This window comes from Streptomyces sp. OZ13, from assembly GCF_052068155.1.
In the GTDB taxonomy this organism is placed as follows: Bacteria; Actinomycetota; Actinomycetes; order Streptomycetales; family Streptomycetaceae; genus Streptomyces.
In genome coordinates this window covers 1-25,557 of the sequence record NZ_JBQHCZ010000019.1, presented here as the reverse complement: position 1 = coordinate 25,557, position 25,557 = coordinate 1, and the positions used below count along the sequence as shown (strand labels likewise).

Sequence of the window (25,557 nt, the reverse complement as noted above, 5' to 3'; positions counted from 1 at the left end):
CGGCCCGCGACAGCCCGTTCCAGGACCCGCTGCGGTGGATCAATGTCGTCGTCGGCTCATGCGGCCCAGTTTACGCCCGGGGCCGTCGTCGAGCGGGTTGTTATCAACTTGCTCCGGAAGGCCGGGCCGCACCCGGACACGCGGGGTGAGGAGATCGGGATACCCGGCGGTTGCGCGGCGCGGAGGTGTGGTGCTCATGGCAGCAGTGGTGCGGTCCGCCGACAGGCCGCGGTCTTCGGCGGGGTCGCGGACGGCGGACCGGTCGCGGATCGCCGAGGAGGCGGTGGCCCGGCTCGGGGAGGGCCTGGCGGGGGTGTCGGTGACCCTGCCGTCGCTGGGTGTGGATGTGGTGTCGCCGGCCCGCCATGTGCCGGGCTGTGCACGGCAGTTCGCTCTCCTGGAATGATCGGCGGACCACTCCAGGAAGGGCGCAGGCGTGACATTCGGGGGACAGGATCCGTACCGGCGGGCGGGGCAGCCGCATCCGGGAGTACCGCCGCATCCGGGGGTGCCGCCGCAGCCCGGGCCGTATCGGGGGCCGGGTCCGTATCCGGGGCCGCCGCCTCATCCGGGGCCGTACCCGTACCCTCCCTACGGTCCGCCCCCGTCGCTGTGGCAGCAGTTCCGCCAGGACGAATGGCCGCCGCTGGGCGAGGTGTTGCGGCATGTGCGCCGGATGCCCGGCTGTCTCTGGGTGATCGGCCTGCTCTGTGTGTGGCCGGCTCTGATGGTGCTGCTGGGCTACCCGCTGGCCAGGTCCGCCCGCCGTCGGGCGAGGCTGCGGTTCCCCGCGCACAGCCACCGGCGGTACCAGGACCCCGAGGTGTGGCGCGTGCAGAAGACCAGGGCCTGGGTGGCGCTGGTCGCGTCCTTCCTGATCCTCGCCGCCTACGGGACCGAGGCGGACTGGGCACAGGTGCAGGATCAGTATCTTTTCCGGCTGGTCGTCACGCCGTGGCTGCTGCTCCTCACCGCTCCCGTGGTGATTTTCGTCCTCTTCCGGCTCGCGCCGCCGCACGCACGGCCCGGCATGCGGGCCAGGCTGCGGCCGGCGGTCCGCTCGGTGCTCTGGTACTTCGGCGCCTTCACGGCCGTACCACTGCTCTTCGCGGGCGTGATGCTCCTCGGCCGGAGCTACGAGGGCAGCCGTCTCAGCCCGCTGATCACACTCGCGCTGTTGCTGCCGGTGCTGTGGGTGCTGTTCTTCGTCGTCTTCGCGTCGACGACGGCGCTGCGTACCGCTTTCAACACGGCCGACGCGCACGCGGCTCTCCCCGCCCTGCTCACCGGCGTCCTGGTGTGGGAACTCGCGGCGATCAACCTGGCCATGGCCGGGGCGCCGCCGGGGCCGCCGGTCGTCCAGTTCTGCGCGGTCCTCGGCGGCCCGGCGTCGGTGACAGCGGTGGCGTGGTGGGAGATCGCCCGCCTGCGCACCAGGTACGGAGTGACGCTGCGCGGCTGAGGCGGCCGACGCCTCGGCGCGTGCCGTCTCGCACGGTCTCAGGTTCTCGTCATCGGACAGGGGGAAGGTCCTCTCCCGACGGACCGGCCACGGCTCGCCGTGCGCGGGCGAAAACAGGGGGAGCGACATGTCATTGACCAGAGGACGCACCGGACCGCGGGCTCTGGCCGCGTCCGTGCTGATGCTCGGGCTGTTACTGGGCACCGGCGGCGGCTCCGCGGAGGCGTCCGCCGGGGCGCAGACGCAGTCGCCCGGCCACACCCGCAACCTCACGGCCGACGGGGGGAAGAAGGAGCGCAAGCCCGCTCCGTCCGGGAGATCGCTGACCCGGATCGAAGGCGACTGGTACAGCGACCCCCTGGGACACCGGTCCTACGTGCACCGGCAGGCGGTGTGGGGCCACCGGTCGCAGCTCGACGGCGGCAAGAACCCGCGTCGGATCGACGGGAGCCGGAACGTCGCGATCGGGTTCGTGGACATCACGGGACTCGACGACGTGGACACCCGGGGCCTGGAGGTGGTGGAGACCGCCGCGTTGAAGCACGACGACCCGGCGCTGTACGAGCGGTTACGCATGGACGAACGCCCCGGGATCGAGAAGTTTGCCGTAGTCCCGCACGCCAACGAGGCCTCGGCGGAAGCGGCAGGCAACCACTCCGAACTGAACATCCTCGTCTGGGACCTGGCTTTCCTGAGCCAGGATGTGCGGAAACCGGTGCCCCGGGACCGGCTCTTCGTGATCTACAGCGACCGTTCGCCGTGCAAGGCTCGGTGCGCCGGCCGGATCCCGGCCACCACCGATGTCATCTACGCCGTCGTGAACGGCAAGGGGGCGGCCGACGAGCTCAACGGGCTGATCGACAGCGCGAAGGCGAGTGCCCGCGCCGAGAAGACCACCGTCGCCCGGGAGGTGGCGGCACGGAAGACGCTGATCAAGGAGCGCAAAGCGGCGGAGAGTCAGCGCCTGGCGCAGACCAGGAAGGAGAACCGCTTCTTCCGGAACCCCCGCGCCGCCGAACCGTGTGACGGCCAGGCCCTCGGCCTCCGCTCCCGGCTGACGACCGTCGCGCTGACCGCTCCGCGCAACGCCCCGCAGGCGGCCGACCCGTGCGGAGAGAACGACACCGCGAACGACACCGCGGACGGCCTGACCCGGGCACTGACGCAACCGGTGCCGGAGGCGCCCGGCGGGATCGACTTCTCGTCCCTGCAACTGCGCTATCTCGCCGACCCCGGCGACGGCAGCGGTCTGCAGTACTCCTTCCAGGCACCCCTCTCCGCCGACGGCGGCAGTTCTCCGGGAGCGGGCCTCGACGCCGCGGAGGGCAGCTCGGACGCTTTCTTCGTCTGGCTCTCCCTCGACCCGTCGGCCTTCTGGGTCAACCTCAATCCCGACGAGCCGGACCGCATCGTCGACGACCGGCTCGGACGTACGGACGCCGGACGCGCCCTGCTCGAGGCCGATCTGCAGATGAAGAAGACGATCGGCAAGCTCATCCACCCCCACTCCGCACGAGGCCGGACGTTCTGGGACGGCATCCAGGGCAACTGCATGTCCTACCGGACGTGGATCCTGCCCGCACCCGCATCGGTCCGCCAGGACGGCGACAAGCTCTACATCCTCGACGCGCCCCTCGACGTCAAGATGGAGACCCAGTACCTGAAGCAGCGGGGCGAGTCCGCCACCGGTACATGTCCCCAGCAGAGCAAGGCCACCGAGGACCACAACGAGCAGCACTTCCGCGGCCTGATCCTTCCCGAGCTCAAGAAGGCCATCAACACCGCGCCCGAGTACGCAGAACTACGCCGCGTCTACCTCGCCCGGGTCGCCGCCGAGTGGTACCGCGACCTGAGCCGCAGCAAGGACACCACCTACGGCGACCTCATCGACACGGGCGACATCGACAACTGGCGGAGCGACGGCCGCTGGAAGCCCACCGACACCTTCGACCGGTTCGTCGACTCGTACACCAAGGGCGAGTTCAAGGTCACCGACAGGACCACCGAAGGCGGGACCACCTATGTACGCAGCTATGTCTACGGTGGTGTCGACTTCACGAGAATCCCCGTCACGCAGGTCTCGGGCGACCGTTTCACCGCGGCCCACGCGAACCTTCCCGAGAAGGTCGACCGCTCGCTGAGCGCGCCGTCCGCCGACGGCGACGGAGCGATCTGGCTCGGCGCGCCCACACCTCGCCAGGCGGCCGACCGCGAACCGCAGGCCCCCGCACCGCGTCGGGCGGCCGACCGCGATCCGCAGGAAGAACCCTCGACCGTCGGCGCGTCGGCCCTGCGTCTGCTGCCCGTGGGCCTAGCGGCAGCCGCATTGCTGCTCTGGTGGAGACGACGCCGGCTGAATGCCGCCGCTGTGGCGAGCCCTCGGCGCGGCGACGCGGCTCCCGCAGCACGGGACGGGTCCCGACCCGGACGCGGTCAGGACGACTTCTTCTGAGGGAAGGACGGGCGACGGATGCGCGGCGGTGGCGGGCTTCGCCCGGCGGGTCCACAGCAGTGCGCCGAGCAGCAGTGCGGTCGCGCCCACCAGCCACGGCAGCGGGCCGACCGGCAGGGAGCCGGCCACGAGGCCGGTCAGCGCGGCGACCGACTGGAGCGCCAACGACTTCACGGACAGGGCGGTGGCGCGGACCGTGCTGTCGACGCGACGGTGCAGCAGGTCGTTCTCGTTCGGACCCGCCGCGCCGAGACCCAGATAGACGAGGGCGTATCCGAGGGCGGCCAGGGCGAGCGGTGCCGGGCCGCCGTCCCAGGCGGCCGTCACACCGAGGAGCGCGAGTCCGGTCGTGCTCACACCGAGGGCGGCGAGCACCGCGTGCTCGCTGCTCCCCGTCAGCCGCGCGGTCAGAGGTGCGCAGTGGCTGCCGACCGCGGTGCACAGGAAGCCGGCGCAGGCGAGTGCGGCGTAAAGGACAGCGCCGGACTCGGGGGCGCCCGTGAGCCGGGCGGCCCGGCCGGGGGTGAGGAGCTCGACGGCGGCGAGCGCCGCGCCGGCGGCGGCCGCGGTCAGCAGGACCCGGCGGACGAGCGACTCCGTGACGCCGAGCCGAAGCCCGCCCAGCATCGTCGCCGGGACGCCGCGGAGCACGCCGCGCAGGGTGGCCGGCGGGCGGGGCGGCTCCGGCAGGGCGGTGAGGACGTACGCGACGAAACCGACGCCGACGGCCGCGCCGAGCAGGCCGGGTACCGACAGCGGGAGTACGAGGCCGCCGGTGGCGCCGGCCAGTCGGGCGCCCGGGTCGGGGCCGAGGCCCAGCAGGAGCGGCAGCGCCCCGCCGAGGAGGGTTCCGGCGGCGAGCGCGGCGGCCGAGGCGGTGTTGCCGCGCGACAGGCCGGTGCGCAGTTCGGCGCCCGCGCCGGAGTGGGCCTGGACGGTGTCCACGTACCAGGCCTCCGCGGGGCCGCTGGACAGGGCGCGGCCGGAGCCCATCAGGAACATGGCGACGGCGAGCGCCCACACGGTGGTTCCGAGCGCCATCAAGGTCAGGGCGCACAGATTGAGCAGGCCCGCCGCGGCGAGGACGGACCGGCGGCCGAGGACGTCGGACAGTCCGCCGGTGGGCAGCTCCATGAGGGACACGGTGAGGGAGTGGACGGCGAAGAGTCCGGCGACGACGGCGAGGCTCATGCCGCGTTCGGTCAGGAGCAGGACCTGGGACGGTATGTAGAGGCCGACGGGGAGCCAGAAGAGGAACGTGACGGTGACGAATCGGCGGCGGGCGGCGTGGGGGTCCAGCAGCTTCATGAGCCGTCCTCCGTGGCCGACTTCTTCTCCGTGACGGCCTTGGCGCTGTCTGTTCCCGCGTTCGGCCCTGTGTCGCGCGCCCCGGTTTCCGGGGCGAGTGCCAGCCCGGCCGTGAAGAGCACGACCTGTTCGGCGCGGGCGTCGCCCTCGTCGCGGGCGGCGAGCTCGTTCACGGTGCGCTCGAACGCCGCCCACAGTTCCGTGAGCGACTCGGGCGTGAGGCGGGCCACCAGGTCGGTGAAGCCGGACGGCTCCAGCCACTCCCCGTCGAGCCTGCCGGTGTCGAGGTCCTCCTGGTGCCGGGCCAGGGAGCGTTCCAGATGGTCGAGTTGGGCCCGGCGGGCCACGTCGACGAACGCCCGCGCCTCTTGTGAGCCGGCCATCGCGGCGTTGCTCCAGCTGGTGACCTCGTGGACGGACTTCCAGCGCCGCTCGCGGCCGTCGCGGTGCTCGGCCTCCGCGATGAACGCGTACTTGGCCAGCACCCGCAGGTGGTAGCTGGTCGACGCGGACGACTCGCCCGTCCTGACGGCGAGTTCGCTCGCGGTGGCCGGTCCCTCCATGCGCAGCAGGCCCAGCAGCCGGATCCTCAAGGGGTGGGTGAGCGCCTTGAGGGCGGCGGCGTCCTGACGGGGATCGAGTACGCGGCGGCGGTGTTCGTGGTCATCGGTCACCGGGCGAGCGTAGACCGGGCGCGGGGTTCTGCAAAAGAAGTTTTGCAGAATTTCTTTGGTGAACTTGCCCCGGGGTTGGCCTGCAGTGCTGAGCCGCGGCCCGCCCGTGCCCCGAGCCGGCGAGGGCGCGCCGGCGGCGGGCTGCGGCAGCACAACGTGCCCCAGTGCCTTCGCCCTCGACGGTCAGGTCTCGATCGGAACACTCATGGGGCTCTCATCGTCGCCTTAACTCCTCATCACGCCGCGTCCATACCGTCACGCCATGTTCTTCACCTACCTCCGGCGTGAACTCCGCCGCCGCAGAAAAGCGGCGCTCGTCGTCGCCTCGGGGCTCGCCCTCGGGATCGCGCTGGTCATCGTCGTCAACTCCGTGTCGTCCGGGATGAACCGCGCCCAGGACAAGGTCCTGGAATCGCTGTACGGACTCGGCACCGACATGACCGTCACCAAGGCCGCCGAGCCGCCCGGTGAGGGCGAGACGGTGCGGCGCCCCCGCTTCCGGTTCGACGCCAAGGACGAGGGCGACGACGCGGAGCAGAGCAGCGACATCGTGATGGTCCAGGGCTTCGAGACCCTCGCCTCCTCGACCGTCGCCGAGGTCGCGAAGCAGGACGGCGTCGCGGGCGCGGTCGGCGGGCTGAGCGTCAACGTCATGAAGGTCAACGGGGAGTTCAAGCGCGGGGCGGTGCAGCAGAAGCCAGGCCAGGGCGGGCCGGGTGCGGGCGGCGGCGCCGTGCGCGGCGGCGGGGCCGACTTCGACGTCGACTCGTACACGGCGTACGGAACGGACGTCGCCCACCAGGAACTCGGACCCCTGACCTCCTCGACGATCACCTCCGGGCGGACCTTCAAGGAGAACGAGACCGACGCGCGGGTCGCCGTCCTCGACAGCGCCTACGCCAAGGAGAAGGACCTCGGGCCGGGCAAGAAACTCACCGTCTCCGGCACCGACTTCGACATCATCGGCATCGCGACCGCGGACAGCGGCGACGCCGCGGCCAACGTCTACCTCCCGCTGGCCCAGGCGCAGGAACTCGCCGACGCCAAGGACAAGGTGACCACGGTCTACGTCCAGGTGACCGACTCGCAGCAGATCGACGGCGTCAAGGAGACCATCCAGAAGAACATCTCCGGTACGACCGTGACCACCTCCGCCGACCTCGCGGAGACGGTCTCCGGGTCGCTGTCCACGGCGTCCGACCTGGCATCGGGCGTCGGCAAGTGGCTCTCCGTCCTCGTGCTGGCCGCGGCGTTCCTCGTCGCCGGACTGCTGACGTCCTCGGCGGTCAGCCGGCGTGTACGGGAGTTCGGCACGCTCAAGGCGCTCGGCTGGCGCAGCGGCCGGGTGACACGGCAGGTCGCGGGCGAGGCCCTGGTCAACGGGCTCGTCGGCGGCGCGCTCGGGATCGCCCTCGGGCTCGCCGGGGCGTGGCTGATCACCACCTTCAGCCCGACGCTCACCGCTCAGCTCGGCGGCGGCGCCGGGGCGGGCGCGCCGGGCGGAGGGGGCGGCCTCCGGGTCGCCGGTCCCGGCGGCGGTGGCGGACCCCTGCGGGACTCGGCCGACCGCGCCCTCGACATCGCGCTCACCGCGCCCGTCTCGCTCACCACGATCGGCCTCGCCGTGTCCCTCGCCGTCGCCGGCGGTCTCGTCGCGGGCGGCTTCGGCGGCTGGCGGGCGTCCCGGCTGCGGCCCGCCGACGCGCTGCGCCGCGTCGAGTGACCCGGCCAGGACCGGGCCCCTTCTCTTCCACGTACAACAGGAGTTGATGATGTACCAGCTCAGTGGCGTCACCAAGCGCTACCGGCGGGGCAAGGACAGCGTGAACGCTCTCGACGGCGTCGACCTGACCATCGAGGACGGCGGCCGGCTCGTCATCCAGGGCCCCACGGGAGGCGGCAAGTCCACGCTGCTGCAGATGCTCGGCGGCCTCGACCGGCCGAGCGAGGGCAGCGTGGTCCTCGACGGGACGGATCTGGCGACCCTGCCGGAGGCGAGGCTGACGCGGGTGCGGGCGGAGAAGATCGGCTTCGTCTTCCAGAGCTTCAACCTGATTCCCACGCTGACCGCGCAGGAGAACGTCGAGACGGCGCTCGTGCCGTTGCCGGGTCTGAAGGCGCGCGAACGCAGAGAACGCGCCGCGGAGGCGCTGGCGTCCGTCGGTCTCGGCGAGCGGCTGCGGCACCTGCCCGGTGAGCTGTCCGGCGGCCAGCAGCAGCGGGTCGCGATCGCGCGTGCGCTGGTGAAACGGCCGGCGGTACTGCTCGCGGACGAGCCGACGGGAAACCTGGACGAGTCGATGCGCGACGAGATCATGGAGGTGCTGGAGGCGCTGTGGGAGGAGCACGCCTTCACGTTCGTGATGGTCACCCACGACTCGGCGCTGGCGCGCCGGACGAGGCGGATCGCGACGATCCGCAAGGGGCGGGTGACGGTGAAGGAACGAACGGCGGACGCGGCGTAGCACGTCCCGGCCGCCGGGGCTCTGCCCCGGGCCCCGCGCCTCAGTCGCCGGTGGGGCTGGGTGGGCCCGGGCACAGGCGGGCTGCAGGTGCGCCTCGATGACCGGTGGGGCTTGAAGTGGCGCGGGCGCGGGCGGAGTCGGGTTTCGCAGAGCGGGCGCTTGAGCCCGTCCGGCGATTGAGGACACGCCCGGAGGGCGTGCTGTGAGTTCCGGTGGGCGGCTGGAGACGTGGCGTGGCCCGGTCGTCGGGGCTCTGCCCCGGGCCCCGCGCCTCAATCGCCGGCGGGGCTTGAAGTGGCCCCGGCACCGGCGGGGCCGTGAGGTGTGCCCCGGCACCGGCGGGGCCGTGAGGTGTGCCCCCCGGCGTCGGCCGGGCGGGGCCGGGGTGGGTCAGGTGGCGGATGAGGCCGTGAGGGCCGCGCGCAGGTGGCCCGAGGTGCGGGAGAGGAGGGTGGCCGCCGTCGGGGCGTCGACGTCGCCCAGGATGACCAGGATCGCGTTCTTCACCTCGCCGTCCGTCGCCTCCAGGGCCGCCTCGATCTCCTCGTCGGACGCCCCCGTCGCCAGCGCCACGATGCGGCGGGAGCGGGCGCGGAGTTTGTCGTTGGACGCGCGGACGTCGACCATCAGGTTCCCGTAGGTCTTGCCGAGGCGGATCATCGTGATCGTCGAGATCATGTTGAGCACCAGCTTCTGCGCCGTGCCCGCCTTCAACCGGGTGGAGCCGGTGAGGAGTTCGGGCCCGGTGACGACCTCGATGCCGTGTTCCGCGGCCGCGGCCAGCGCGCTGTCCGCGTTGCAGGAGAGCCCGATGGTGAGCGCGCCCAGCGCGCGGGCGTGTTCCACCGCGCCGATGGCGTACGGGGTGCGGCCGGACGCCGAGATTCCGACCACCGTGTCGTCGGCCGTGAGCTCCAGGCCGTCCAGGTCCGCCGCGGCCAGCTCCTTGCTGTCCTCCGCGCCTTCGACGGCCTTGACCATCGCGGTCGGGCCGCCCGCGATCAGGCCGAGGACCTCCGACGGGTCGGTGTTGAAGGTGGGCGGGCACTCGCTGGCGTCGAGCACGCCCAGCCGGCCCGCCGTGCCGGCCCCCGCGTAGATCAGCCGGCCGCCGCGGGACATCCGCTCCGCGGTGCCGTCGATCGCGGCGGCGATGGCGGGCAGTTGCGCGGCGACGGCGGCGGGGACGGTCGCGTCCTCGCCGTTCATGATCCTGGCGATCTCGAGCGTCGGCAGCCGGTCGATGTCGGCGAGCTCGGGTCGGAACGCCTCGGTGGTGAGAGTGGCCAGCTGGGCGCGGAGTTCACCGTAGGTGGAGGTCATGAAGAGCGGCTCGGCTTTCTTGGTACGCGGGGGGTTCGGTCAGCGGGTGCGCGGGCTGTGGCGGTGCGCGAGGGCTTCGTACGAGGCGGCGAGGGCAGGGGCCGCCGACTCGTACGTACGCTGGGCCACGCCTATGAACAGGCAGTCCACGACGAGCAGTTGGCTCGTGCGGGACGACATGGCGGCCGGCCGCAGCTCGCTCTCGCGGGCGGTCGACGTCGTCAGCACATGGTCGGCGTACTGCGAGACCGGACCGTCGGGGCGGCCGGTGATGGCGATCGTCGTCGCGCCGCGGTCGAAGGCGACCCGCAGCGGCTCGATCACGTCGCCGGTGGAACCGGAGTGGGTGATCGCGATGGCCACGTCACCGGAGCGCAGCTGCACGGCGTTGGTGACGGCGAGGTGCGGGTCGGCGTGGGCGTGGGCGATCAGGCCGATGCGGAGGAGTTTCTGCGCGAGGTCCATGCCGACGAGCGAGGACGCGCCGACGCCGTAGATGTCGATGCGGCGGGCGGTCGACGCGGCGGCCACCGCGGCGCCGAGCTGGACGGTGTCGAGACCGGCGGCGGTGTCGGCGAGGGTCTGCTGCTCGTCGTAGGCGAGCTTGGCGACGACGTCCGCGATGGGATCGTCGACGGCGATGTCGGTGGTGATGGCAGGCGCCCGGCCGGATTCCTGGTGGGCGGCGAGACCGGCGAGCGCCAGGCGAAGGTCGCGGTAGCCGGGGTAGCCGAGCAGGCGGGCGGTGCGGACCACGGTGGCCTCACTGGTGCCGGTGAGCTCGGCGAGGCCGGTGACCGTGAGGGCCGCGCAGCCGGCCGGGTCGTCGGCGACGGCTTCGGCGACCCGCTGCATGGAACGGGTCATGGACGGCGAGAGCGTGCGCACCTTGGCCGCGAGGGCGGCGGGGGCGGGAGCGTCACCGCTGAAAATTTCCTTCACTGGATTGGTCACACTTGAAAGGTATTTTCGCGTTTCGGGTGGCGTCAAGACCCGGAGACAATGGGGGCATGGACGACTCGAACCCACTGGAACAGGCTCTGCACCGGGCCCGGGCCCTGGTCATCGCCGATCTGGCCGCCCGCGGCGTGGCCGACGCAGGAGTCGTCTCCATGGTCGAGGACGCGGTCACCCACCGCCGCTGGTGGGTCGAGCAGTGGCCGGAGGGCGTCGAGTACGTCGCCGGTCTGGTCGCCCAGGACGTCCAGGACTCGCTGCTGGAGCGGCACGGCCGCTGGCCGCTGTGCCCGGTGTGCGACGCCGGCGACCCGCACGCCCTGGAGATCCAGCCGGAGCTCGGGCCGGACCCGCACTGGGTGTGCGGGAAGGCGGGCGTGGTGGTGGCCCCCATAGGTGGCCTGACGTGACGGTCTACATCGACCCGCCGACCTGGCCGGGTCACGGCCGGATGTGGTCCCACCTGGTCAGTGACGTGTCGTTCGACGAGCTCCACGCCTTCGCCGCAGCCATCGGCTGCCCGCCGCGCGCCTTCGAGCGCGACCACTACGACGTTCCCTCGCACCGTTACGCGGACGCTGTCGCGGCTGGCGCGGTGGAGGTGGGCTCGAAGGAGCTCGTACGCCGGCTCACGGGCGCGGGGCTGCGCCGGCCCAAGGGGCGTTCCGTCTGAGGCGTCCGAGCCGGACGGGATCCGCCCGGCTCGGACGTGTTCTTCCGCTCGAGCGCGGTGTCCGCTCGACGCGTTCTTCCGCTCGGCCGCGGTTCGCGAAGACGTGCCCCGGTCAGACGCGTTCCGCCGAGACGGATCGCTCGCCGGGGACCGACTGGGACACCACTCGTGAGCTGCCGTGGAGCCGCATCGCCACCGCCACGAGGACGATGGCGACGACCATCATGGCCGCGCCCGCCCAGGCCGTCGACGGGAAGCCGAGGTCCGCGTCGATCACCACACCGCCGAGCCAGGGCCCGCCGGTGTTGCCGAGGTTGAACGCCGCGGTGGTCGTCGCACCGGCGAGCGTCGGCGCCGCGCCCGCGACGTTGAACATCCGGGCGTTGAGCGCCGGGGCGGTGAAGAACGAGGAGAAGCCGAGCAGGAACGAAAGTGCCACGGCGGCCGCCGCGTACGAGGCGAACAGCGCGATCGCCGCCAGCAGCACCGTCGACCCGGCTATGCCGCTGAGCATCACGCCGAACAGGTGCGCATCGGCCACCCGGCCGCCGATCGTCGAGCCGGCCAGCGCGCCGATGCCGAAGAGCGCGAGCACGGTCGGCACCCAGCCGGCGTCCAGCCCCGCCACATCGGTGAGCAGCGGGCTGAGGTAGGTGAACAGGCAGAACACGCCGCCCGCAGCCAGCGCGGTGATCGCCACGGCCAGCCAGACCTGGCGGTCCCGGTAGATCGTCAGCTCCTTCCGCAGTTGCGGCTTCTGCTCCGGCAGCGGGATGTGCGGGATCCGCATCAGGACGCCGACGAGCGCCACGGCGGACGCCGCGCCGACCGCCCAGAACGCCGACCGCCAGCCCAGGTGCTCGCCGAGGAACGCGCCCGCGGGGACGCCGAGGACGTTGGCGATCGACAGTCCGCCGATCATGACTGCCATGGCCCGGGCCCGCGAGGTCACGGGCACCATCGCGATGGCGACGGCCGCGCCCACCGCCCAGAAGCCGGCACAGGCGAGCGCGCTGATGACCCGGGAAGCGAAAAGGATCTCGTAGGTGGGGGCGAGCGCGCCGGCGACCTGGCCGACGCCGAAGACGGAGATCAGCGTGATCAGAGTGGTCCTGCGGGGCAGTCGTAGCGTCGCGACGGCGAGCAGCGGTGCGCCGACCACCATGCCGACCGCGAACGCCGAGGTCAGCAGCCCGGCCCGGGGAATCGACACGTCCATGTCCGCCGCGATGGGCGGCAGCAGCCCCGAGAGCATGAACTCGCTCGTGCCGAGGGCGAAGACGGAGAGGCCGAGGATGTAGACGGCGAGCGGCATACGGGCGCGGGCGGAGCGTTCGGAAGGGTCGGGCATGACAGATGCCAACAGGTGGTTGAAGCCTGGAATTCCCAGGCCGGGCCGCGGGATCAGGAGGCGGCGAGCAGCTCCAGCTCCACGGTGAGGTTGTGGCGGGCCTTCCGTTCCCACTCCTGCCGGCCGTGCGGTGTGCGGAACAGCAGCGGCAGGGCCAGGAGCTGCCGGAGCACCGCGGCACGACCGTCGCGGAAGGCCTCGTCCGGGACGAAGGCGTACTCCTCGCGCACCGCCGCGGCGTACGCGGCGTACACGTCGGGGGCGGCGGCCAGGATCGCCAGGTCCGCGTCGCACAGCACCTGGCCGTTGCGGTCGCCCTCGTCGGGGGCGTGGGTGGTGGTCAGGCGCACCAGCCGGGCCACCTCCGCGGTCGCCCGCTCGCTCAGCCCGGCCTCCGGGAGGGCGCGCTCGGCGAGGCGGGCGGAGCGCTCCTCGTTCTCCGAGCGGTCAGGGAGGTACACGGCGTCGTGGAACCAGGCGGCCAGCCGTACGAGGTCGGGATCGTCCGCGTGAACCGCGAGAGTGTCGATGTGGTCGAGGACCGCGACCAGATGGCCGGTCGTGTGGTACCGCCGCTGCGGCTCGGCCCAGCGCGCGAGCAGGTTCTCCCCGTACGGCAGCGGGTCGGGGCCGCTCGCTTCCCCCCGGGCGCCGAGGAGCGCGTCGGTCCAGCGGGCGCGGAGGTCGGCGGATCGGTCGGTCATGGCTCATATTGTGCCCGCACGCGCGAAGGGCCCCGGGGCGGGTGCCCCGGGGCCCTTCGCGCCTCTTCACGCGGCCTTGAAGCTGCGCAGGCGCAGCGAGTTGGCGACGACGAAGACGGAGGAGAAGGCCATGGCCGCTCCGGCGATCATGGGGTTGAGGAGACCGGCGGCGGCGAGGGGGAGGGCGGCGACGTTGTAGGCGAAGGCCCAGAACAGGTTGGACTTGATGGTGCCGAGGGTCTTGCGGGAGAGGCGGATGGCGTCGGCGGCGGCGTTGAGGTCGCCGCGGACGAGGGTGAGGTCGCCGGCCTCGATGGCGGCGTCGGTGCCGGTGCCCATGGCGAGGCCGAGGTCGGCCTGGGCGAGGGCGGCGGCGTCGTTGACGCCGTCGCCGACCATGGCGACGCTGCGGCCTTCGGCCTGGAGGCGCTTGACGACGTTCACCTTGTCCTCGGGCATGACCTCCGCGATCACGTCCTCGGGGGAGATGCCGACCTCGGCGGCCACGCTCTTCGCGACGGCCTCGTTGTCGCCGGTCAGGAGGATGGGGGTGAGGCCGAGGGCGCGCAGGCGGCCGATGGCTTCCGCGCTGGTGTCCTTGACGGCGTCCGCGACCTCGAGGACCGCGCGGGCCTCGCCGTCCCAGGCGACGGCGATCGCGGTGCGGCCGGCGGCCTCGGCCTCGTGCCGGGCGCGGGCCAGTCCTGCGGGCAGTTCCATCGCCCACTCGCTGAGCAGCTTCTGGCGGCCGACGAGGACGGCGTGGCCCTCTACGATGCCCTGGACGCCCAGGCCCGGGATGTTCGCGAAGTCCTCGGGGGTGGGCAGGCCGCCGAGCTTCTCGACGGCCCCGGCGGCGACGGCCTGGGCGATGGGGTGCTCAGAGGCGTTCTCCAGCGCACCGGCCAGCCGAAGCACCTCGGCCTCGTCGGTGCCGTCCGCGGTGTGCACGGCGAGCAGAGTCATCCGGCCGGTGGTGACGGTGCCGGTCTTGTCGAGGACGATCGTGTCGACCTTGCGGGTGGTCTCCAGGACCTCGGGCCCCTTGATCAGGATGCCGAGCTGCGCGCCGCGGCCGGTGCCGACCATCAGCGCGGTCGGGGTGGCCAGGCCCAGGGCGCAGGGGCAGGCGATGATCAGGACGGCGACGGCGGCGGTGAACGCGGCGGTCAGTCCTGAGCCGTTGCCGAGCCAGAAGCCCAGGGTGCCCAGGGCGAGTGCGATGACGACCGGGACGAACACGGCGGAGATCCTGTCGGCGAGGCGCTGGGCGGCGGCCTTGCCGTTCTGCGCGTCCTCGACCAGCTTCGCCATCCGGGCGAGCCGGGTGTCGGCGCCGACGCGGGTGGCCTCGACGACGAGGCGGCCGCCGGCGTTCAGGGTGGCGCCGGTGACGGTGTCGCCGACCGAGACCTCCACCGGGACGGACTCGCCGGTGAGCATGGAGGCGTCGACGGCGGAGGCGCCCTCCACGACCGTGCCGTCGGTGGCGATCTTCTCGCCCGGCCGGACCAGGAACCGGTCCCCGACCTTCAGGGCGGACGTCGGGATCGTCTCCTCCCGGCCGTCACGCAGTACGGTCACGTTCTTGGCGCCCAGCTCCAGCAGGGCCTTCAGCGCCGCGCCCGCCCGGCGCTTCGAGCGGGCCTCGAAGTACCGCCCGGCGAGGATGAACGCGGTGACACCGGCCGCCGCCTCCAGGTAGATGTTCCCCGCCCCGTCACTGCGGGCGATCGTGAACTCGAAGGGATGCGTCATGCCGGGCGTGCCGGCGGTGCCGAAGAACAGCGCCCACAATGACCACAGGAACGCCGCCGACGTACCGACCGAGATCAGCGTGTCCATCGTCGCCGCGCCGTGCTTCGCGTTCGTCCACGCCGCCCGGTGGAAGGGCCAGGCGGCGTAGGTGACGACCGGCGCGGCCAGGGTCAGGCTCAGCCACTGCCAGTACTCGATCTGCAGGGCCGGGATCATCGCCATGGCGACCACCGGCACCGCGAGCACCACCGCGGCCACCAGACGCTGCCGCAGTGGGGTCAGCCCGTCGTCCGCCGGGGCCTCGTCCGGCGCCGCGGGCCCGCCCTCGACGGGCGGTGGCGCCGGCTCGGCGGCGGTGTAGCCCGTCGCCTCCACGGTGGCGATCAGATCGGCGACGGCGGTGCCCTCGGTGAAGGTGACCTTCGCCTTCTCGGTGGCGTAGTTGACGGTCGCCTCCACACCGTCCATGCGGTTGAGCTTCTTCTCGATCCGAGCCGCGCAGGAGGCGCAAGTCATGCCACCGATGGCGAGCTCTACGGAGCGGGATTCGGTCGCGGTCTGCGGCATGGTGTCTCCTCGGCCTCTTCTTGATACCCCTGGGGGGTATCTATCTTGGCTCCATGTATACCCCCGCCCCGTACCGGAGGCAAGTCCGCTTCACGGGAAGGATCAGGGGTGTGGCTGCCGCCCGGCTCGCCGAGCATTAGGCTGGCCAATGGACTAGACCTGTCGGAGCCTGGAGGAATGGGTCCCATGAGCAACCGTGTACTCCTGGAGGTGATCGCCCTCGACGCGCGGGACGCGGTCGCCGCCCAGTCCGGAGGGGCCGACCGGCTGGAGCTGGTCACCGACATGGCGGCCGACGGGCTGACGCCGCCGGTCTCCACCTTCACGGCGATCCGCGCGGCGGTCGACATCCCGCTGCGCGTGATGCTCCGCCTCTCCGACGGCTTCGCGGCCGGCGGCCCGGCGGACGTCGACGCCCTGGTCAGGGCCGCGGAAGCCCTGCGTGAGGCGGGGGCGGACGAGTTCGTGCTCGGCTTCCTCGACGACCACGGGCAGCCGGACCTCGTCACGATCGAACGGCTGCTGGCCGTCGTCGACGACTGCCGCTGGACCTTCCACCGCGCGATCGACCACGCGGCGGACCGGGACGCCCTGCGCAAGCAGCTGGCGGACCTGCCCGGACTCGACACGTATCTGACGGCCGGCTCGGCCGCGGGCGTCGACGACGGCATGCGCACGCTTCTCACCGAGGCCGCGCGGCACGGCGAACCGGGCTACGAGCCGCAGCTCCTGGTCGGCGGCGGTCTGCGCCTGGACCACGTCCCGCGTCTGCGCCGGGCGGGCCTGACGGGCTTCCACATCGGCGGCGCGGCACGGCCCGGCGGCTGGTCGGCCCCCGTGGACCCGGCAGCGGTCCGCGACTGGCGCACCGCGCTCGACGCCTAGCGCGCGCAGCGCGCGAGGGCACGCGGGGCCGGCCCGGGCCCGCCCCGGGACGGCCGCCCGGTTCTGGCCCCGGCCTGATGCTGGCGGGCCCGCCCCCGTGCGAGGTCCGGTCTACAGGGCCCGGCCCCGGCGCGGGCCCTGCGTGATGCGGCGGCGTCGGGGGCCCGATCGCGCCCGCCTGGCCTGCGGCGGGGCCGACCGGGTGGTCAGGTCAGTTGGGGCGGGAGCGGGGACGCGTGGAGGACCGTGAGGCCGGAGACCGCGCGGGTCAGGGAGACGTACAGGCGGCGCAGGCCCGTGCGGAGGTCCGGTTCGTCGCCGATGACCGACGCCGGTTCGTCGAGGACCACGTAGTCGTACTCCAGGCCCTTCGCCAGCGATGCCGGGACGAGCGTGAGACGCGCCTCCGCGGTGGTCTCCTCACCGGGGGAGAGGTACGGGAGGCCCGCCGCGGCCAGCGCGGCCGCGATCGCGGGGACGCGGGAGTCCGCCGCGATCAGCCCGATCGAGCCCTCGTTGCGGAGGGACTCCACACACGCCGCGACGACCGCCGTATCGAGGTCCGCGACGTCCGCGACCGCGCGGACCTCGAGGGAGCCGGGGGACTCGCGGACCGACGAGACCGGCGCGAGGCCGGGGGACATGTGCGGGAGCAGACGCGACGCGTAGGCGATCACCTCGCGGGGAACGCGGAAGCCCGCGGTCAGCTCCTCGACGACCGCCTCCGGCTTGCCGAGGTGGGACAGCGCCTCGGCCCACGACGCGGTCGCCCAGGGCGTCGTCCCCTGGGCCAGGTCGCCGAGGACCGTCGCCGATCCGGTGGAGCAGCGGCGGCCCACCGCGCGGTACTGCATCGGGGACAGGTCCTGCGCCTCGTCGAGGACGACATGGCCCAGCGACTGGGTGCGCTGCACCAGGTCCGTCGCCTCGTCGATCAGCACCGCGTCCGCCGCGGACCACTTCGCGGACCGCACGCTGCGCGCGGGCTTCGGCAGCAGGATCGTCGCCTGTTCCTCGGCGGTGAGGACACCCTCCGCGTGCGCGGCGAGGAACTCCGCGTCGGAGAGCAGCCGCAGTACGAGCTTCGCCGGATCGACCGGCGGCCAGATCGCCTTGACCGCCGCCTTGACGGCGGGGTTGCGGGCGACCGCGTCCTGGACCCGGTCGTCGGGCGCCTCCCCCGCCTCTTCCATACGGACCAGCACGGTGTGCGCGATCCGCTGGGGGAGGGCGTCGCGGGCGGCGCCGTAGCGGATGTCGCGGTCGAGCAACTCGCGGACGATCTCCTCGAGTTCGTAGGCCGGGATCCGCCAGCGCCGTGATCCGCGCACGACGACCACCGGCTCCGTCGGCATCGTGACGTGCGAGCGGACCGCGCGCCGCAGGACCTGCGCCATCCTGGCGTCGCCCTTGACGACGGCCGCCGCCGCGGTGTCCCGGCCGCTGACCTCCACGTGTCCGACCAGGTCGTCGACCGTGGCCTGCTTGACCTCCAGCTCTCCGAGGGCGGGCAGGACCTGCTCGATGTAGTGGAGGAAGGAACGGTTCGGCCCGATGACCAGGGTGCCGGTGCGCGCCAGGCGTTCCCGGTGCGCGTAGAGGAGGTAGGCGACACGGTGCAGGCCGACGGCCGTCTTCCCGGTGCCAGGCCCGCCCTGCACGCACACCGTGCCCGACAGGCCGCTGCGCACGATCTCGTCCTGCTCGGGCTGGATCGTCGCGACGATGTCCCGCATGGGGCCGACGCGGGGCCGCTCGATCTCCGCCTGGAGGAGCCTGGAGGTCTGCTCGGTCTCCGACGGGTCGGTGAGGTGCTCGTCCTCGTACGCCGTCAGGTCCCCGCCGGTGTAGCCGAAGCGCCGGCGCAGACCGACGTCCTGCGGGTCCTTTCGGGAGGCCCGGTAGAAGGGCTGCGAGACCGGCGCACGCCAGTCGATGACCATCGGGTCGCCCGCGGCGTCGTGGACGTGGCGGCGGCCGATGTAGAAGCGGCGGCCCTCCTGTGTGGTGGGCAGGTAGTCGAGGCGGCCGAAGAAGAGCGGGGTGTGGGACAGGTCGGCGAGCGCCTTGATGCGGTCCTCGATCTGCGACTGGAGGACGGCGGCGTTGACCCAGTTCGCCGTGACGTCCTTGATGTCGAGGGACTGGACGTCCTCGCGCATCGCGCGCAGGGCGGACCGCGACGCGGCGAGGTGGGCCCGCTCGCGGGAGAGCGGGTCTTCCCCTTCGGTGGCCACGGTGACGGTGGATACGTCGGGTACAGGGGCGTGCGCGGGCACGGGTTGCCTCCGGCTGGGCTGCGTGATCACGGCATGGCGGACCGGCCGGTTTCCGTCCGGGCGGCGGCTCTCCTCTGGGGAGGCGGGGAAGGCCCCTGGCTGCGGACAGGCGACCTGGGGCAAGCCCGCGATTGTAGTGGGGGCGCTGAAGGGACGCGAACGGTTTTCTCGCCGTCAGGGGCGGCGACGTCATTCCCGTAGGGGACGCGCTCTGTCTGGAGTAGTACGCGGAGCGCCCACCGGTTCACCCCGCAGCCCGATGCTCCGACCGGGTGACGCGCAGCACCATGGACGCATGACCACAGCCATCCTCACCCCGGGAACCACCCGCCACGTCGCCGCCCCGGGCGGTGCCGGTGACAGCAGGCACCACCGCGTGGGCAGTGCCCTGCGCGCGGTCAGGGTCTTCGCGGGCGCCGTCTTCAGCGTCGCCGTCCTCGGCGAGTACGCGGAGGAGGCCGGCGTCCGCCGCCGCTGACCGCGGCGGCGGCGCGCGTGGGGTCTGTGCCCGGGGCCGTTCCCCTGCCCTCCCGAAACCGGGCATGCCCCGGGCCCCGTACCGCCCTGCGGGCGGCGTACCGCGCTTCGCGCGGTGCCCTCAAACGCCGGGCGGGCTGGATTTCGCCGGGCGGGGTGGGGACCACACCTGCCCGGCGGGAGCGGGGCGTCAGCGTACGGGGTCCTCGCCCGCCAGCAGATCGTCCGCGTCCATGATCCGGTACGCGTAGCCCTGCTCGGCCAGGAACCGCTGGCGGTGCGCCGCGAAGTCCTGGTCGATCGTGTCCCTCGCCACCACCGAGTAGAAGTGCGCCTTGTGGCCGTCCGCCTTCGGCCGCAGCACCCGGCCGAGGCGCTGTGCCTCCTCCTGGCGGGAGCCGAACGTCCCGGACACCTGGATCGCGATCGTCGCCTCGGGCAGGTCGATCGAGAAGTTCGCGACCTTGGACACCACCAGCACGCTGATCTCGCCGTTGCGGAACGCGTCGAAGAGCTTCTCGCGCAGGCTGTTCGGCGTCTCGCCCTTGATGACCGGTGCGTCCAGGTGCTCGCCGAGCTCGTCGAGCTGGTCGATGTACTGGCCGATGACGAGGGTCTGCTGACCCGCGTGCTTGTGCACCAGCTGCTCGGTCACCCTGCGCTTGGTCGCGGTCGTCGCGCAGAAGCGGTACTTCTCCTCCTGCTCGGCCGTCGCGTACGCCAGCCGCTCGGAGTCGGTCAGGTTGACCCGTACCTCCACGCAGTCCGCCGGTGCGATGTAGCCCTGCGCCTCGATCTCCTTCCACGGCGCGTCGAAACGCTTCGGGCCGATGAGGGAGAAGACGTCCGACTCCCGGCCGTCCTCGCGCACCAGCGTGGCCGTGAGGCCCAGCCGGCGGCGGGCCTGGAGGTCGGCGGTGAACTTGAAGACCGGCGCGGGCAGCAGATGCACCTCGTCGTAGAGGATCAGGCCCCAGTCGCGGGAGTCGAAGAGCTCCAGGTGGGGGTAGATGCCCTTCCGCTTGGTCGTCAGCACCTGGTAGGTGGCGATCGTGACCGGGCGGATCTCCTTCTTCGTCCCGCTGTACTCGCCGATCTCGTCCTCGGTCAGCGAGGTGCGCTTCACCAGCTCGTGCTTCCACTGGCGGGCCGAGACGGTGTTGGTGACCAGGATCAGGGTGGTGGCCTTCGCCTGGGCCATCGCACCCGCGCCGACGAGGGTCTTGCCCGCGCCGCAGGGGAGGACGACCACGCCGGAGCCGCCGTGCCAGAAGCCCTCGACCGCCTGCTTCTGGTACGGGCGGAGCGCCCAGCCCGACTCGTCGAGCTCGATGGCGTGCGCCTCGCCGTCGACGTAGCCCGCGAGGTCCTCGGCCGGCCAGCCGAGCTTCAGCAGCGTCTGCTTGATCTGGCCGCGCTCCGAGGGATGCACGGCGACCGTGTCCGGGTCGATGCGGGCGCCGACCAGCGGCTGGACCTTCTTCGACCGCAGGATCTCCTCGAGCACCGGCCGGTCGGTGGAGGTGAGGACGAGCCCGTGGGTGGGGTGCTTGGACAGGGTGAGCCGGCCGTAGCGGGCCATGGTCTCCGCCACGTCGACGAGGAGGGCGTGCGGCACCGGGTAGCGGGAGAACTCGACCAGCGCGTCGACGACCTGCTCGGCATCGTGGCCGGCGGCCCTGGCGTTCCACAGGCCGAGCGGCGTGACCCGGTAGGTGTGGATGTGCTCCGGCGCGCGCTCCAGTTCGGCGAAGGGCGCGATGGCGCGACGACAGGCGTCCGCCTGCTCGTGGTCCACCTCGAGCAGGAGCGTCTTGTCGCTCTGGACGATCAGCGGTCCGTTCAACGCCACACCCTTTCGGTCGGGCCGGTCCGTCCGTCCCGGACACGGCCAAACATCCAGTGTCCCGCATCGCGGGCCTGTCCGGGCTGCGCGCGGGTAGCCGGGTTGTCATGACCACAGATGAACGGCCCCGCGAGTGGGGCAGAACCCTCCTCCGCGCAGGTCTGATCGTCTGCGCCTTCGCCGCCCTGGTGCTGTTCTCCGCCGTCCTGGCCCGGCTGACGCTCACGCCGTCGCACGCCTCCGAGGGCGTGGCGACGGCGAACCTGCGCCCCGGAGCGTCCCTGCGGCAGTACGCCGAGGAGTACACGTTCCTGGCGGCCGCCAAGCAGGCCGGCGGCAATGTGCTGCTCGGCGTGCCCTTCGGCGTGCTGCTGCCGGTGCTGGTGCCGCGGTCGATGCGGCTGCTGCGGGTGATCGTGCTGACGGTCGTGGTGATGGCCCTTGTGGAGCTGGCGCAGGGCGCGATCGTCACCGGCCGGGCCTTCGACGTGGACGATGTGATCCTCAACACCACGGGCGCGCTGATCGGTTACGTCCTGCTGGGGCGCAGGCTGGGCCGCGCGTGGCGACGGCGGCGCGGCGAGGCGGAACCGGACGAGCCCGCGACCGGACGCTCCCGTCTTCTCGGCGGGCGGCTCAAACGTCGTCGGCCAGTTCCGCCACGCCCGTGATGCGGTGCAGCGGATACGTCCTCACCTCGTCCGCGGTGTGGTCGAACGCCGTCACGAAGCCGCCCTCCACGCGGACCGGCGCGATGACGCGCTGGCTGGCGGCGCCCTCCGCGTTGACGTAGCCGATCCACACCGCGGATCCGGTGAGCGCGGCGGCCTGGACGGTGGCCAGGGTCTCCGCCGACGAGGTGCGGGGCAGTTCACCGGCCTGCGGCCGGTCGTCGTCGGTGGCGGGCTTCCGTACGACGCCGGCCGCCATGTCGCCCGCCCTGATCGCCTTCACGGCCGCGCCGAGAAGCGTGCCGTCCGGTACCGGCGGCCCCTCCGGTACGGGGGCGGGCGGGGTGCGCGGCGGGGTGCGGCGGGCATGGGCGCGGGTGATCACCACGTCGCCCTCGGTGGACTCGGCGGCCGGTGCGTACCCCATCGCCCGCAGGCCCTCGAGCAGCGTTCCCGGATCGCTCTGGGCGGCGAGCACGGTCGGCCCCAGGCGGCGCAGCCCGAGACCCTGCGAACGCTTGTCGGCGAGGATCTCGCCGAGGAGGGCGTCGTCGTCGCAGCGCACATAGGCGGAGGCGGCGCCGATGCGCAGATGGCCGTGGCGGCGGGCGACGTCGTCGACGAGGTAGCTGAGCGGCTGCGGCACGGGCGTCCGGGAGTGCGCGGCCAGGAAGGCGTGCACGTCGGAGGCGGCCATGCCGGCGTCGAGTGCCCGTCGCACCGAGCCGGGTGTGAAGCGGTAGACGGTGGCGCCGCCCTTGGACTCGATCTCGGCGAGGACGGCGAGCGTCTCCGCGAGGGGACGGTCGAGGGGCCCCGGCGCGACCGCCGTGAGATCGGCCTGGAGCAGGACGTGGTCGAGCGGCTCCGGCAGGAGCGGCGCGAGCGAGGTGACGGCGCGGGCGCGCCGGCCGGCGAGCGTGCCGTCGTCTCCGGCCCCCTCCCCGCCGAGGAGCGCGCGGCCGTGCGCGGACAGCGCGCCCCTGCCCGTCACGCCGAGCAGCTCCGCCTCCGACAGGGTCCATGCCGCGACCCGTGCCCGCAGGTCCTTCGTGGAGCCCGCCGCCTCGGCGCGCAGCGGCCGCTCCCAGCGCAGCCGGGACAGCAGCGACTCGGGGGCGGGGGCGGTGCCGTGCGGAAGCTCCGCCGCCAGTTCCAGGACGCGCCGGCGCACCTCCACGGCGGCCGAGCGGTCCAGGTCCGGGCCGAGGACGGAGAGCGTGCGGCCCTTGGCGTCCTGGCTGCCGACGAGGCCCGGCGTGCGCGTCGCCGTCAACCAGGCGACGGCCAGTTCACCCCACCGCTCCGCCGTCGGGCGTTCGAGCCACTCGTCGTACGCCGGTGTCGGCGCGTACCGCTCGTCCGCCTCGGCGTCGGAGGCCAGCAGCCCCGCCGCGTAGGCCAGTTCGATCCAGAACGCGGCGAGCTGCTCGCTGGTGTCCAGCGCCGCGGCCGTCCGCTTGAGGTCCCGCACGGCCAGACCTCCGGCGCGCAGCACCGGCGGGCCGCCCTCGTGCCAGTCCTTCAGCAGGTCCTCGACCGTGGTCAGCGCCGTGTACGCCTGCCCGGCCGCCGCGCTGTCCACAGCCTGTGGACCGTATTCCGCGGCGGGCGTGACGGCCGGCGGAACGGGCTCCGGCACCCGGTGCGCACGACCCGCCCGCAGATGCAGCGCCACCTCCCGCGGCAGCACCACGGTGCGCGCCGACGCCGGCAGCAGCAGACCGCGGTCCCTCAACCAGCGCACGGGCGGCGTCGGATCGGCCGCCACCTCCCCGTACGGAGGCCCCCACACCAGCCGGTCCAGGACCGCGAGCGCGTCGGAAGGGGCCGTGTCCAGCAGCGTCGCCATCCGCGTCCGGTCCGTGAACAGGGCGGTCAGCGACGCCACCGCCGACACCGGGTCGTGCGTCGTCGGCAGGCCCGCCGCCGCCACGATCTCCTGGAGCCGGCCGGGCGACATCCCGGCCGTCGCCTCCGTCACCGAGGGACCGAGCCCGGTCGGCGAGGGACGGGTCGGCGACGGCGCGAGCAGCTCACGTGCCGTGCGCACCAGCCGAAGCCGGTCGTCGCCGCCCCACACCAGGGCCTGTCGGCGCAGCACCTCCAGAGCGTCGGGGAGGGCCGCTTCGACGTCCGCGTCGCCGTCGTCGCCCGCCATCAGCGCGAGCAGGGTCCCGTACGGCGCCGGGTCCGGCGCCACCGCCAGCGCCTCCGCGGTCTGCAGGGCGAACCGGTCCAGCCGCTCCAGCGCCCGGACGACCGAAGCGCGGGTACCGGCCCGGGTGGCGAGCTGGGTGACGTCGTTCGGCACCGGGCTCAGCAGATCGGGGCGGGCGCGCAGCAGCGCGGCCAGCTCCTCGTCGTCGCGGGCGCGCAGCGCCTCCGCGAGCGTGCGCGGGCTGCCGCCGCGTTCTTCGGGCATGGTCCCCATCCGCCCCACGTTAGCCCCTGGAGCGCTACCGTCGGGGACGGGACGGCCCGGGAAGGCGGGCCGGCTCTTGGCGTCCGCCGGCCTGCGCACGGGAACACCGGGGAACGCCGGGCACACCGGGAACGTCAGGGGAACCGTCGGTGGGGATCGAGAGCGACCAGCTGGTCTACGACTATCTGAGCCGTGTCGGCGACCTGGCCCAGCAGGCCCAGCTTCCGTCCGGCGAACGCATGCGGCTCGTGACGACGCTGCGGACGGAGATCGAGAAGCAGCGGACGAAGTTCGGAGGGGACAGCCCGGCGGGCGTACGCCGCATCCTCGGTCGGCTCGGCACGCCGGACGAAGTGGTGGCGTCGGCGACGTCGGCCCCTGCGGCGTCGGCTCCCGCGACCTCGGCCACCGCACGGGACGCCGACGGGGCGCAGCCGGCGCCGCGTCAGGCGGCCCCGGTGGAGGGGGACATGGCGCGTCCGCGGGGACGGCGTCGCGTGCCGCGGCCGCGTACGGGGGACGCGCCCGCGCCAACGCCGTTGCCGCGTGAGGCAGCTTCGCCGCCGCACCTCGCCGGCATGGACGAACTGGGCCCCTCCGGCTCCGAACCGGACTGGTGGCGTATCGATCCGGCGCCGTTCGGCGCGGGCGATGCCGTGGCCGGGTTCGTCGGCGGTGTGGAGATCCCCGAGATACTGAAGCCACCGCCGTCGGAGGACGAGAACGAGGCCGAGGACTGTGACCCCGAGGGCGAGGACGCCGGTGCCGGGGCGGGCGGACGCCGCCGTTCGCTCAGGCGGCTGCTGCGCCGCCGCGCCGCCGACGCCGACACCTCCGCCGGGCCCCGGCCCGGGCTCGGCAGCCCGATGCTGCTGCTCGCCGCGGCGCTGCTCGTCGCCGGTGCGATCCTCGGCTCGCTCGTCGCGCTCGGCCTCGGCTGGCTCCTCGCATACGGCTCTCGCCGGCTGTCCCGCACGGAGATCAAGTTCGCCGTGCTCGGCCTGCCGGGCGCGGCTGTGGCGGGCGGTGCGCTGTGGCTGTGGGGCCGCATCAACGGCCACTGGGGCGAGGAGATTCCCGAGAACGGGATGCGGGACGCGCTGACGGGGACGTGGCCGTGGGTGGTGAGGGGGGCGGCGGTGGCCTCGGCGGTGTTCTTGGTGTGGCGGTCGAGGCGGCTGCGGTGACGCTTGCGGCGCGCCTTTCCCCTACCCGCCCCTTCCCGAAACCGGGCTCCGCCCGGACCCGCCACCGCGCTCCGCGCGGTGTTTCGGGGGCTC

The 25,557-nt window shown here is 73.1% G+C and carries 20 protein-coding genes; 10 read left to right on the top strand and 10 right to left on the bottom strand.

Features of this window, described 5'->3' with window-relative positions; all coding sequences use genetic code 11:
- Nucleotides 1-196 precede the first annotated feature (196 nt).
- Nucleotides 197-406, top strand: a complete 210-nt coding sequence (locus ACTMTU_RS30950; protein WP_441266735.1) for a hypothetical protein — start codon at nt 197-199, stop codon at nt 404-406.
- A gap of 270 nt (nt 407-676) precedes the next feature.
- Entirely contained in the window at nt 677-1,462 is a 786-nt protein-coding gene (locus tag ACTMTU_RS30945) for a hypothetical protein (protein ID WP_441266734.1), read from the top strand.
- A 2,311-nt stretch (nt 1,463-3,773) separates the two neighbouring features.
- On the opposite strand, the gene ACTMTU_RS30940 is transcribed toward ACTMTU_RS30945, so the two are convergent.
- Nucleotides 3,774-5,222 carry an MFS transporter gene (locus ACTMTU_RS30940; RefSeq protein WP_441266733.1) on the bottom strand — a complete coding sequence of 483 codons (1,449 nt, stop codon included), beginning with the start codon at nt 5,220-5,222 and terminating at the stop codon, nt 3,774-3,776.
- Complete coding sequence (locus ACTMTU_RS30935; RefSeq protein WP_441266732.1) at nt 5,219-5,896, bottom strand: helix-turn-helix domain-containing protein; 678 nt, start codon at nt 5,894-5,896, stop codon at nt 5,219-5,221. Before ACTMTU_RS30935 ends, ACTMTU_RS30940 begins: the two co-directional genes overlap by 4 nt.
- Nucleotides 5,897-6,158: 262 nt before the next feature.
- On the opposite strand from ACTMTU_RS30935, the gene ACTMTU_RS30930 reads away from it, so the two are divergent.
- Nucleotides 6,159-7,619: an ABC transporter permease gene (locus tag ACTMTU_RS30930; RefSeq protein WP_441266731.1), complete on the top strand. Its 1,461-nt coding sequence runs from the start codon at nt 6,159-6,161 to the stop codon at nt 7,617-7,619.
- A 49-nt stretch (nt 7,620-7,668) separates the two neighbouring features.
- A complete protein-coding gene (locus tag ACTMTU_RS30925) occupies nt 7,669-8,361 on the top strand; it encodes an ABC transporter ATP-binding protein (protein WP_441266730.1) in 693 nt (230 codons plus the stop codon).
- A 390-nt stretch (nt 8,362-8,751) separates the two neighbouring features.
- Here the strand turns inward: ACTMTU_RS30925 and murQ are convergent, their stop codons facing one another.
- Both murQ and ACTMTU_RS30915 read right to left on the bottom strand, forming a co-directional pair.
- Nucleotides 8,752-9,684: an N-acetylmuramic acid 6-phosphate etherase gene (murQ, locus tag ACTMTU_RS30920; protein WP_441266729.1), complete on the bottom strand. Its 933-nt coding sequence runs from the start codon at nt 9,682-9,684 to the stop codon at nt 8,752-8,754.
- Nucleotides 9,685-9,723: 39 nt separating this feature from the next.
- Nucleotides 9,724-10,638 carry a MurR/RpiR family transcriptional regulator gene (locus ACTMTU_RS30915; RefSeq protein ID WP_441266728.1) on the bottom strand — a complete coding sequence of 305 codons (915 nt, stop codon included), beginning with the start codon at nt 10,636-10,638 and terminating at the stop codon, nt 9,724-9,726.
- A 56-nt stretch (nt 10,639-10,694) separates the two neighbouring features.
- On the opposite strand from ACTMTU_RS30915, the gene ACTMTU_RS30910 reads away from it, so the two are divergent.
- Entirely contained in the window at nt 10,695-11,051 is a 357-nt protein-coding gene (locus tag ACTMTU_RS30910) for a hypothetical protein (protein WP_441266727.1), read from the top strand.
- Nucleotides 11,048-11,314, top strand: coding sequence for a DUF4031 domain-containing protein (locus ACTMTU_RS30905; protein ID WP_441266726.1), 267 nt, complete (start codon nt 11,048-11,050; stop codon nt 11,312-11,314). Before ACTMTU_RS30910 ends, ACTMTU_RS30905 begins: the two co-directional genes overlap by 4 nt.
- Before the next feature lie 112 nt (nt 11,315-11,426).
- Here ACTMTU_RS30905 and ACTMTU_RS30900 read toward each other — a convergent pair whose 3' ends face one another.
- The 3 genes from ACTMTU_RS30900 to ACTMTU_RS30890 all read right to left on the bottom strand — a co-directional run bounded on the left by ACTMTU_RS30900 (nt 11,427) and on the right by ACTMTU_RS30890 (nt 15,694).
- Nucleotides 11,427-12,629, bottom strand: a complete 1,203-nt coding sequence (locus ACTMTU_RS30900; RefSeq protein WP_441266847.1) for a Cmx/CmrA family chloramphenicol efflux MFS transporter — start codon at nt 12,627-12,629, stop codon at nt 11,427-11,429.
- Nucleotides 12,630-12,718: 89 nt separating this feature from the next.
- Nucleotides 12,719-13,369, bottom strand: a complete 651-nt coding sequence (locus tag ACTMTU_RS30895) for an HD domain-containing protein (protein ID WP_441266725.1) — start codon at nt 13,367-13,369, stop codon at nt 12,719-12,721.
- A gap of 66 nt (nt 13,370-13,435) precedes the next feature.
- Nucleotides 13,436-15,694, bottom strand: coding sequence for a heavy metal translocating P-type ATPase (locus ACTMTU_RS30890; protein ID WP_441266724.1), 2,259 nt, complete (start codon nt 15,692-15,694; stop codon nt 13,436-13,438).
- A 186-nt stretch (nt 15,695-15,880) separates the two neighbouring features.
- Between ACTMTU_RS30890 and ACTMTU_RS30885 the strand changes: the two genes are divergently transcribed.
- Nucleotides 15,881-16,579 carry a copper homeostasis protein CutC gene (locus ACTMTU_RS30885; RefSeq protein WP_441266723.1) on the top strand — a complete coding sequence of 233 codons (699 nt, stop codon included), beginning with the start codon at nt 15,881-15,883 and terminating at the stop codon, nt 16,577-16,579.
- A gap of 206 nt (nt 16,580-16,785) precedes the next feature.
- Here the strand turns inward: ACTMTU_RS30885 and ACTMTU_RS30880 are convergent, their stop codons facing one another.
- A complete protein-coding gene (locus tag ACTMTU_RS30880; RefSeq protein WP_441266722.1) occupies nt 16,786-18,816 on the bottom strand; it encodes a HelD family protein in 2,031 nt (676 codons plus the stop codon).
- A gap of 337 nt (nt 18,817-19,153) precedes the next feature.
- Here ACTMTU_RS30880 and ACTMTU_RS30875 point away from each other — a divergent pair, with 337 nt between their 5' ends.
- Nucleotides 19,154-19,336 carry a hypothetical protein gene (locus tag ACTMTU_RS30875; protein WP_441266721.1) on the top strand — a complete coding sequence of 61 codons (183 nt, stop codon included), beginning with the start codon at nt 19,154-19,156 and terminating at the stop codon, nt 19,334-19,336.
- 189 nt (nt 19,337-19,525) lie between these two features.
- Here ACTMTU_RS30875 and ACTMTU_RS30870 read toward each other — a convergent pair whose 3' ends face one another.
- The gene (locus ACTMTU_RS30870) at nt 19,526-21,181 is read right to left on the bottom strand and encodes a DNA repair helicase XPB (RefSeq protein ID WP_441266720.1); all 1,656 of its coding nucleotides are present in this window, start codon (nt 21,179-21,181) and stop codon (nt 19,526-19,528) included.
- A gap of 107 nt (nt 21,182-21,288) precedes the next feature.
- Between ACTMTU_RS30870 and ACTMTU_RS30865 the strand changes: the two genes are divergently transcribed.
- Nucleotides 21,289-21,852: a VanZ family protein gene (locus ACTMTU_RS30865; RefSeq protein ID WP_441266719.1), complete on the top strand. Its 564-nt coding sequence runs from the start codon at nt 21,289-21,291 to the stop codon at nt 21,850-21,852.
- Here the strand turns inward: ACTMTU_RS30865 and ACTMTU_RS30860 are convergent.
- A complete protein-coding gene (locus tag ACTMTU_RS30860) occupies nt 21,818-24,277 on the bottom strand; it encodes a helicase-associated domain-containing protein (protein WP_441266846.1) in 2,460 nt (819 codons plus the stop codon). The genes ACTMTU_RS30865 and ACTMTU_RS30860 overlap by 35 nt on opposite strands.
- A gap of 149 nt (nt 24,278-24,426) precedes the next feature.
- On the opposite strand from ACTMTU_RS30860, the gene ACTMTU_RS30855 reads away from it, so the two are divergent.
- Nucleotides 24,427-25,464, top strand: a complete 1,038-nt coding sequence (locus tag ACTMTU_RS30855; RefSeq protein ID WP_441266718.1) for a hypothetical protein — start codon at nt 24,427-24,429, stop codon at nt 25,462-25,464.
- Nucleotides 25,465-25,557: the final 93 nt, after the last annotated feature.

What these genes read in the sequence shown, in the direction of transcription:
- ACTMTU_RS30860 (WP_441266846.1), bottom strand. Translation starts at nt 24,277, where the DNA reads ATGCCCGAAGAACGCGGCGGCAGCCCGCGCACGCTCGCGGAGGCGCTG.
- ACTMTU_RS30940 (WP_441266733.1), bottom strand. Translation starts at nt 5,222, where the DNA reads ATGAAGCTGCTGGACCCCCACGCCGCCCGCCGCCGATTCGTCACCGTC.
- ACTMTU_RS30945 (WP_441266734.1), top strand. Translation starts at nt 677, where the DNA reads ATGCCCGGCTGTCTCTGGGTGATCGGCCTGCTCTGTGTGTGGCCGGCT.
- ACTMTU_RS30865 (WP_441266719.1), top strand. Translation starts at nt 21,289, where the DNA reads ATGACCACAGATGAACGGCCCCGCGAGTGGGGCAGAACCCTCCTCCGC.
- ACTMTU_RS30885 (WP_441266723.1), top strand. Translation starts at nt 15,881, where the DNA reads ATGAGCAACCGTGTACTCCTGGAGGTGATCGCCCTCGACGCGCGGGAC.
- ACTMTU_RS30875 (WP_441266721.1), top strand. Translation starts at nt 19,154, where the DNA reads ATGACCACAGCCATCCTCACCCCGGGAACCACCCGCCACGTCGCCGCC.
- ACTMTU_RS30930 (WP_441266731.1), top strand. Translation starts at nt 6,159, where the DNA reads ATGTTCTTCACCTACCTCCGGCGTGAACTCCGCCGCCGCAGAAAAGCG.
- murQ (WP_441266729.1), bottom strand. Translation starts at nt 9,684, where the DNA reads ATGACCTCCACCTACGGTGAACTCCGCGCCCAGCTGGCCACTCTCACC.
- ACTMTU_RS30910 (WP_441266727.1), top strand. Translation starts at nt 10,695, where the DNA reads ATGGACGACTCGAACCCACTGGAACAGGCTCTGCACCGGGCCCGGGCC.
- ACTMTU_RS30895 (WP_441266725.1), bottom strand. Translation starts at nt 13,369, where the DNA reads ATGACCGACCGATCCGCCGACCTCCGCGCCCGCTGGACCGACGCGCTC.
- ACTMTU_RS30900 (WP_441266847.1), bottom strand. Translation starts at nt 12,629, where the DNA reads ATGCCGCTCGCCGTCTACATCCTCGGCCTCTCCGTCTTCGCCCTCGGC.
- ACTMTU_RS30890 (WP_441266724.1), bottom strand. Translation starts at nt 15,694, where the DNA reads ATGCCGCAGACCGCGACCGAATCCCGCTCCGTAGAGCTCGCCATCGGT.
- ACTMTU_RS30950 (WP_441266735.1), top strand. Translation starts at nt 197, where the DNA reads ATGGCAGCAGTGGTGCGGTCCGCCGACAGGCCGCGGTCTTCGGCGGGG.
- ACTMTU_RS30925 (WP_441266730.1), top strand. Translation starts at nt 7,669, where the DNA reads ATGTACCAGCTCAGTGGCGTCACCAAGCGCTACCGGCGGGGCAAGGAC.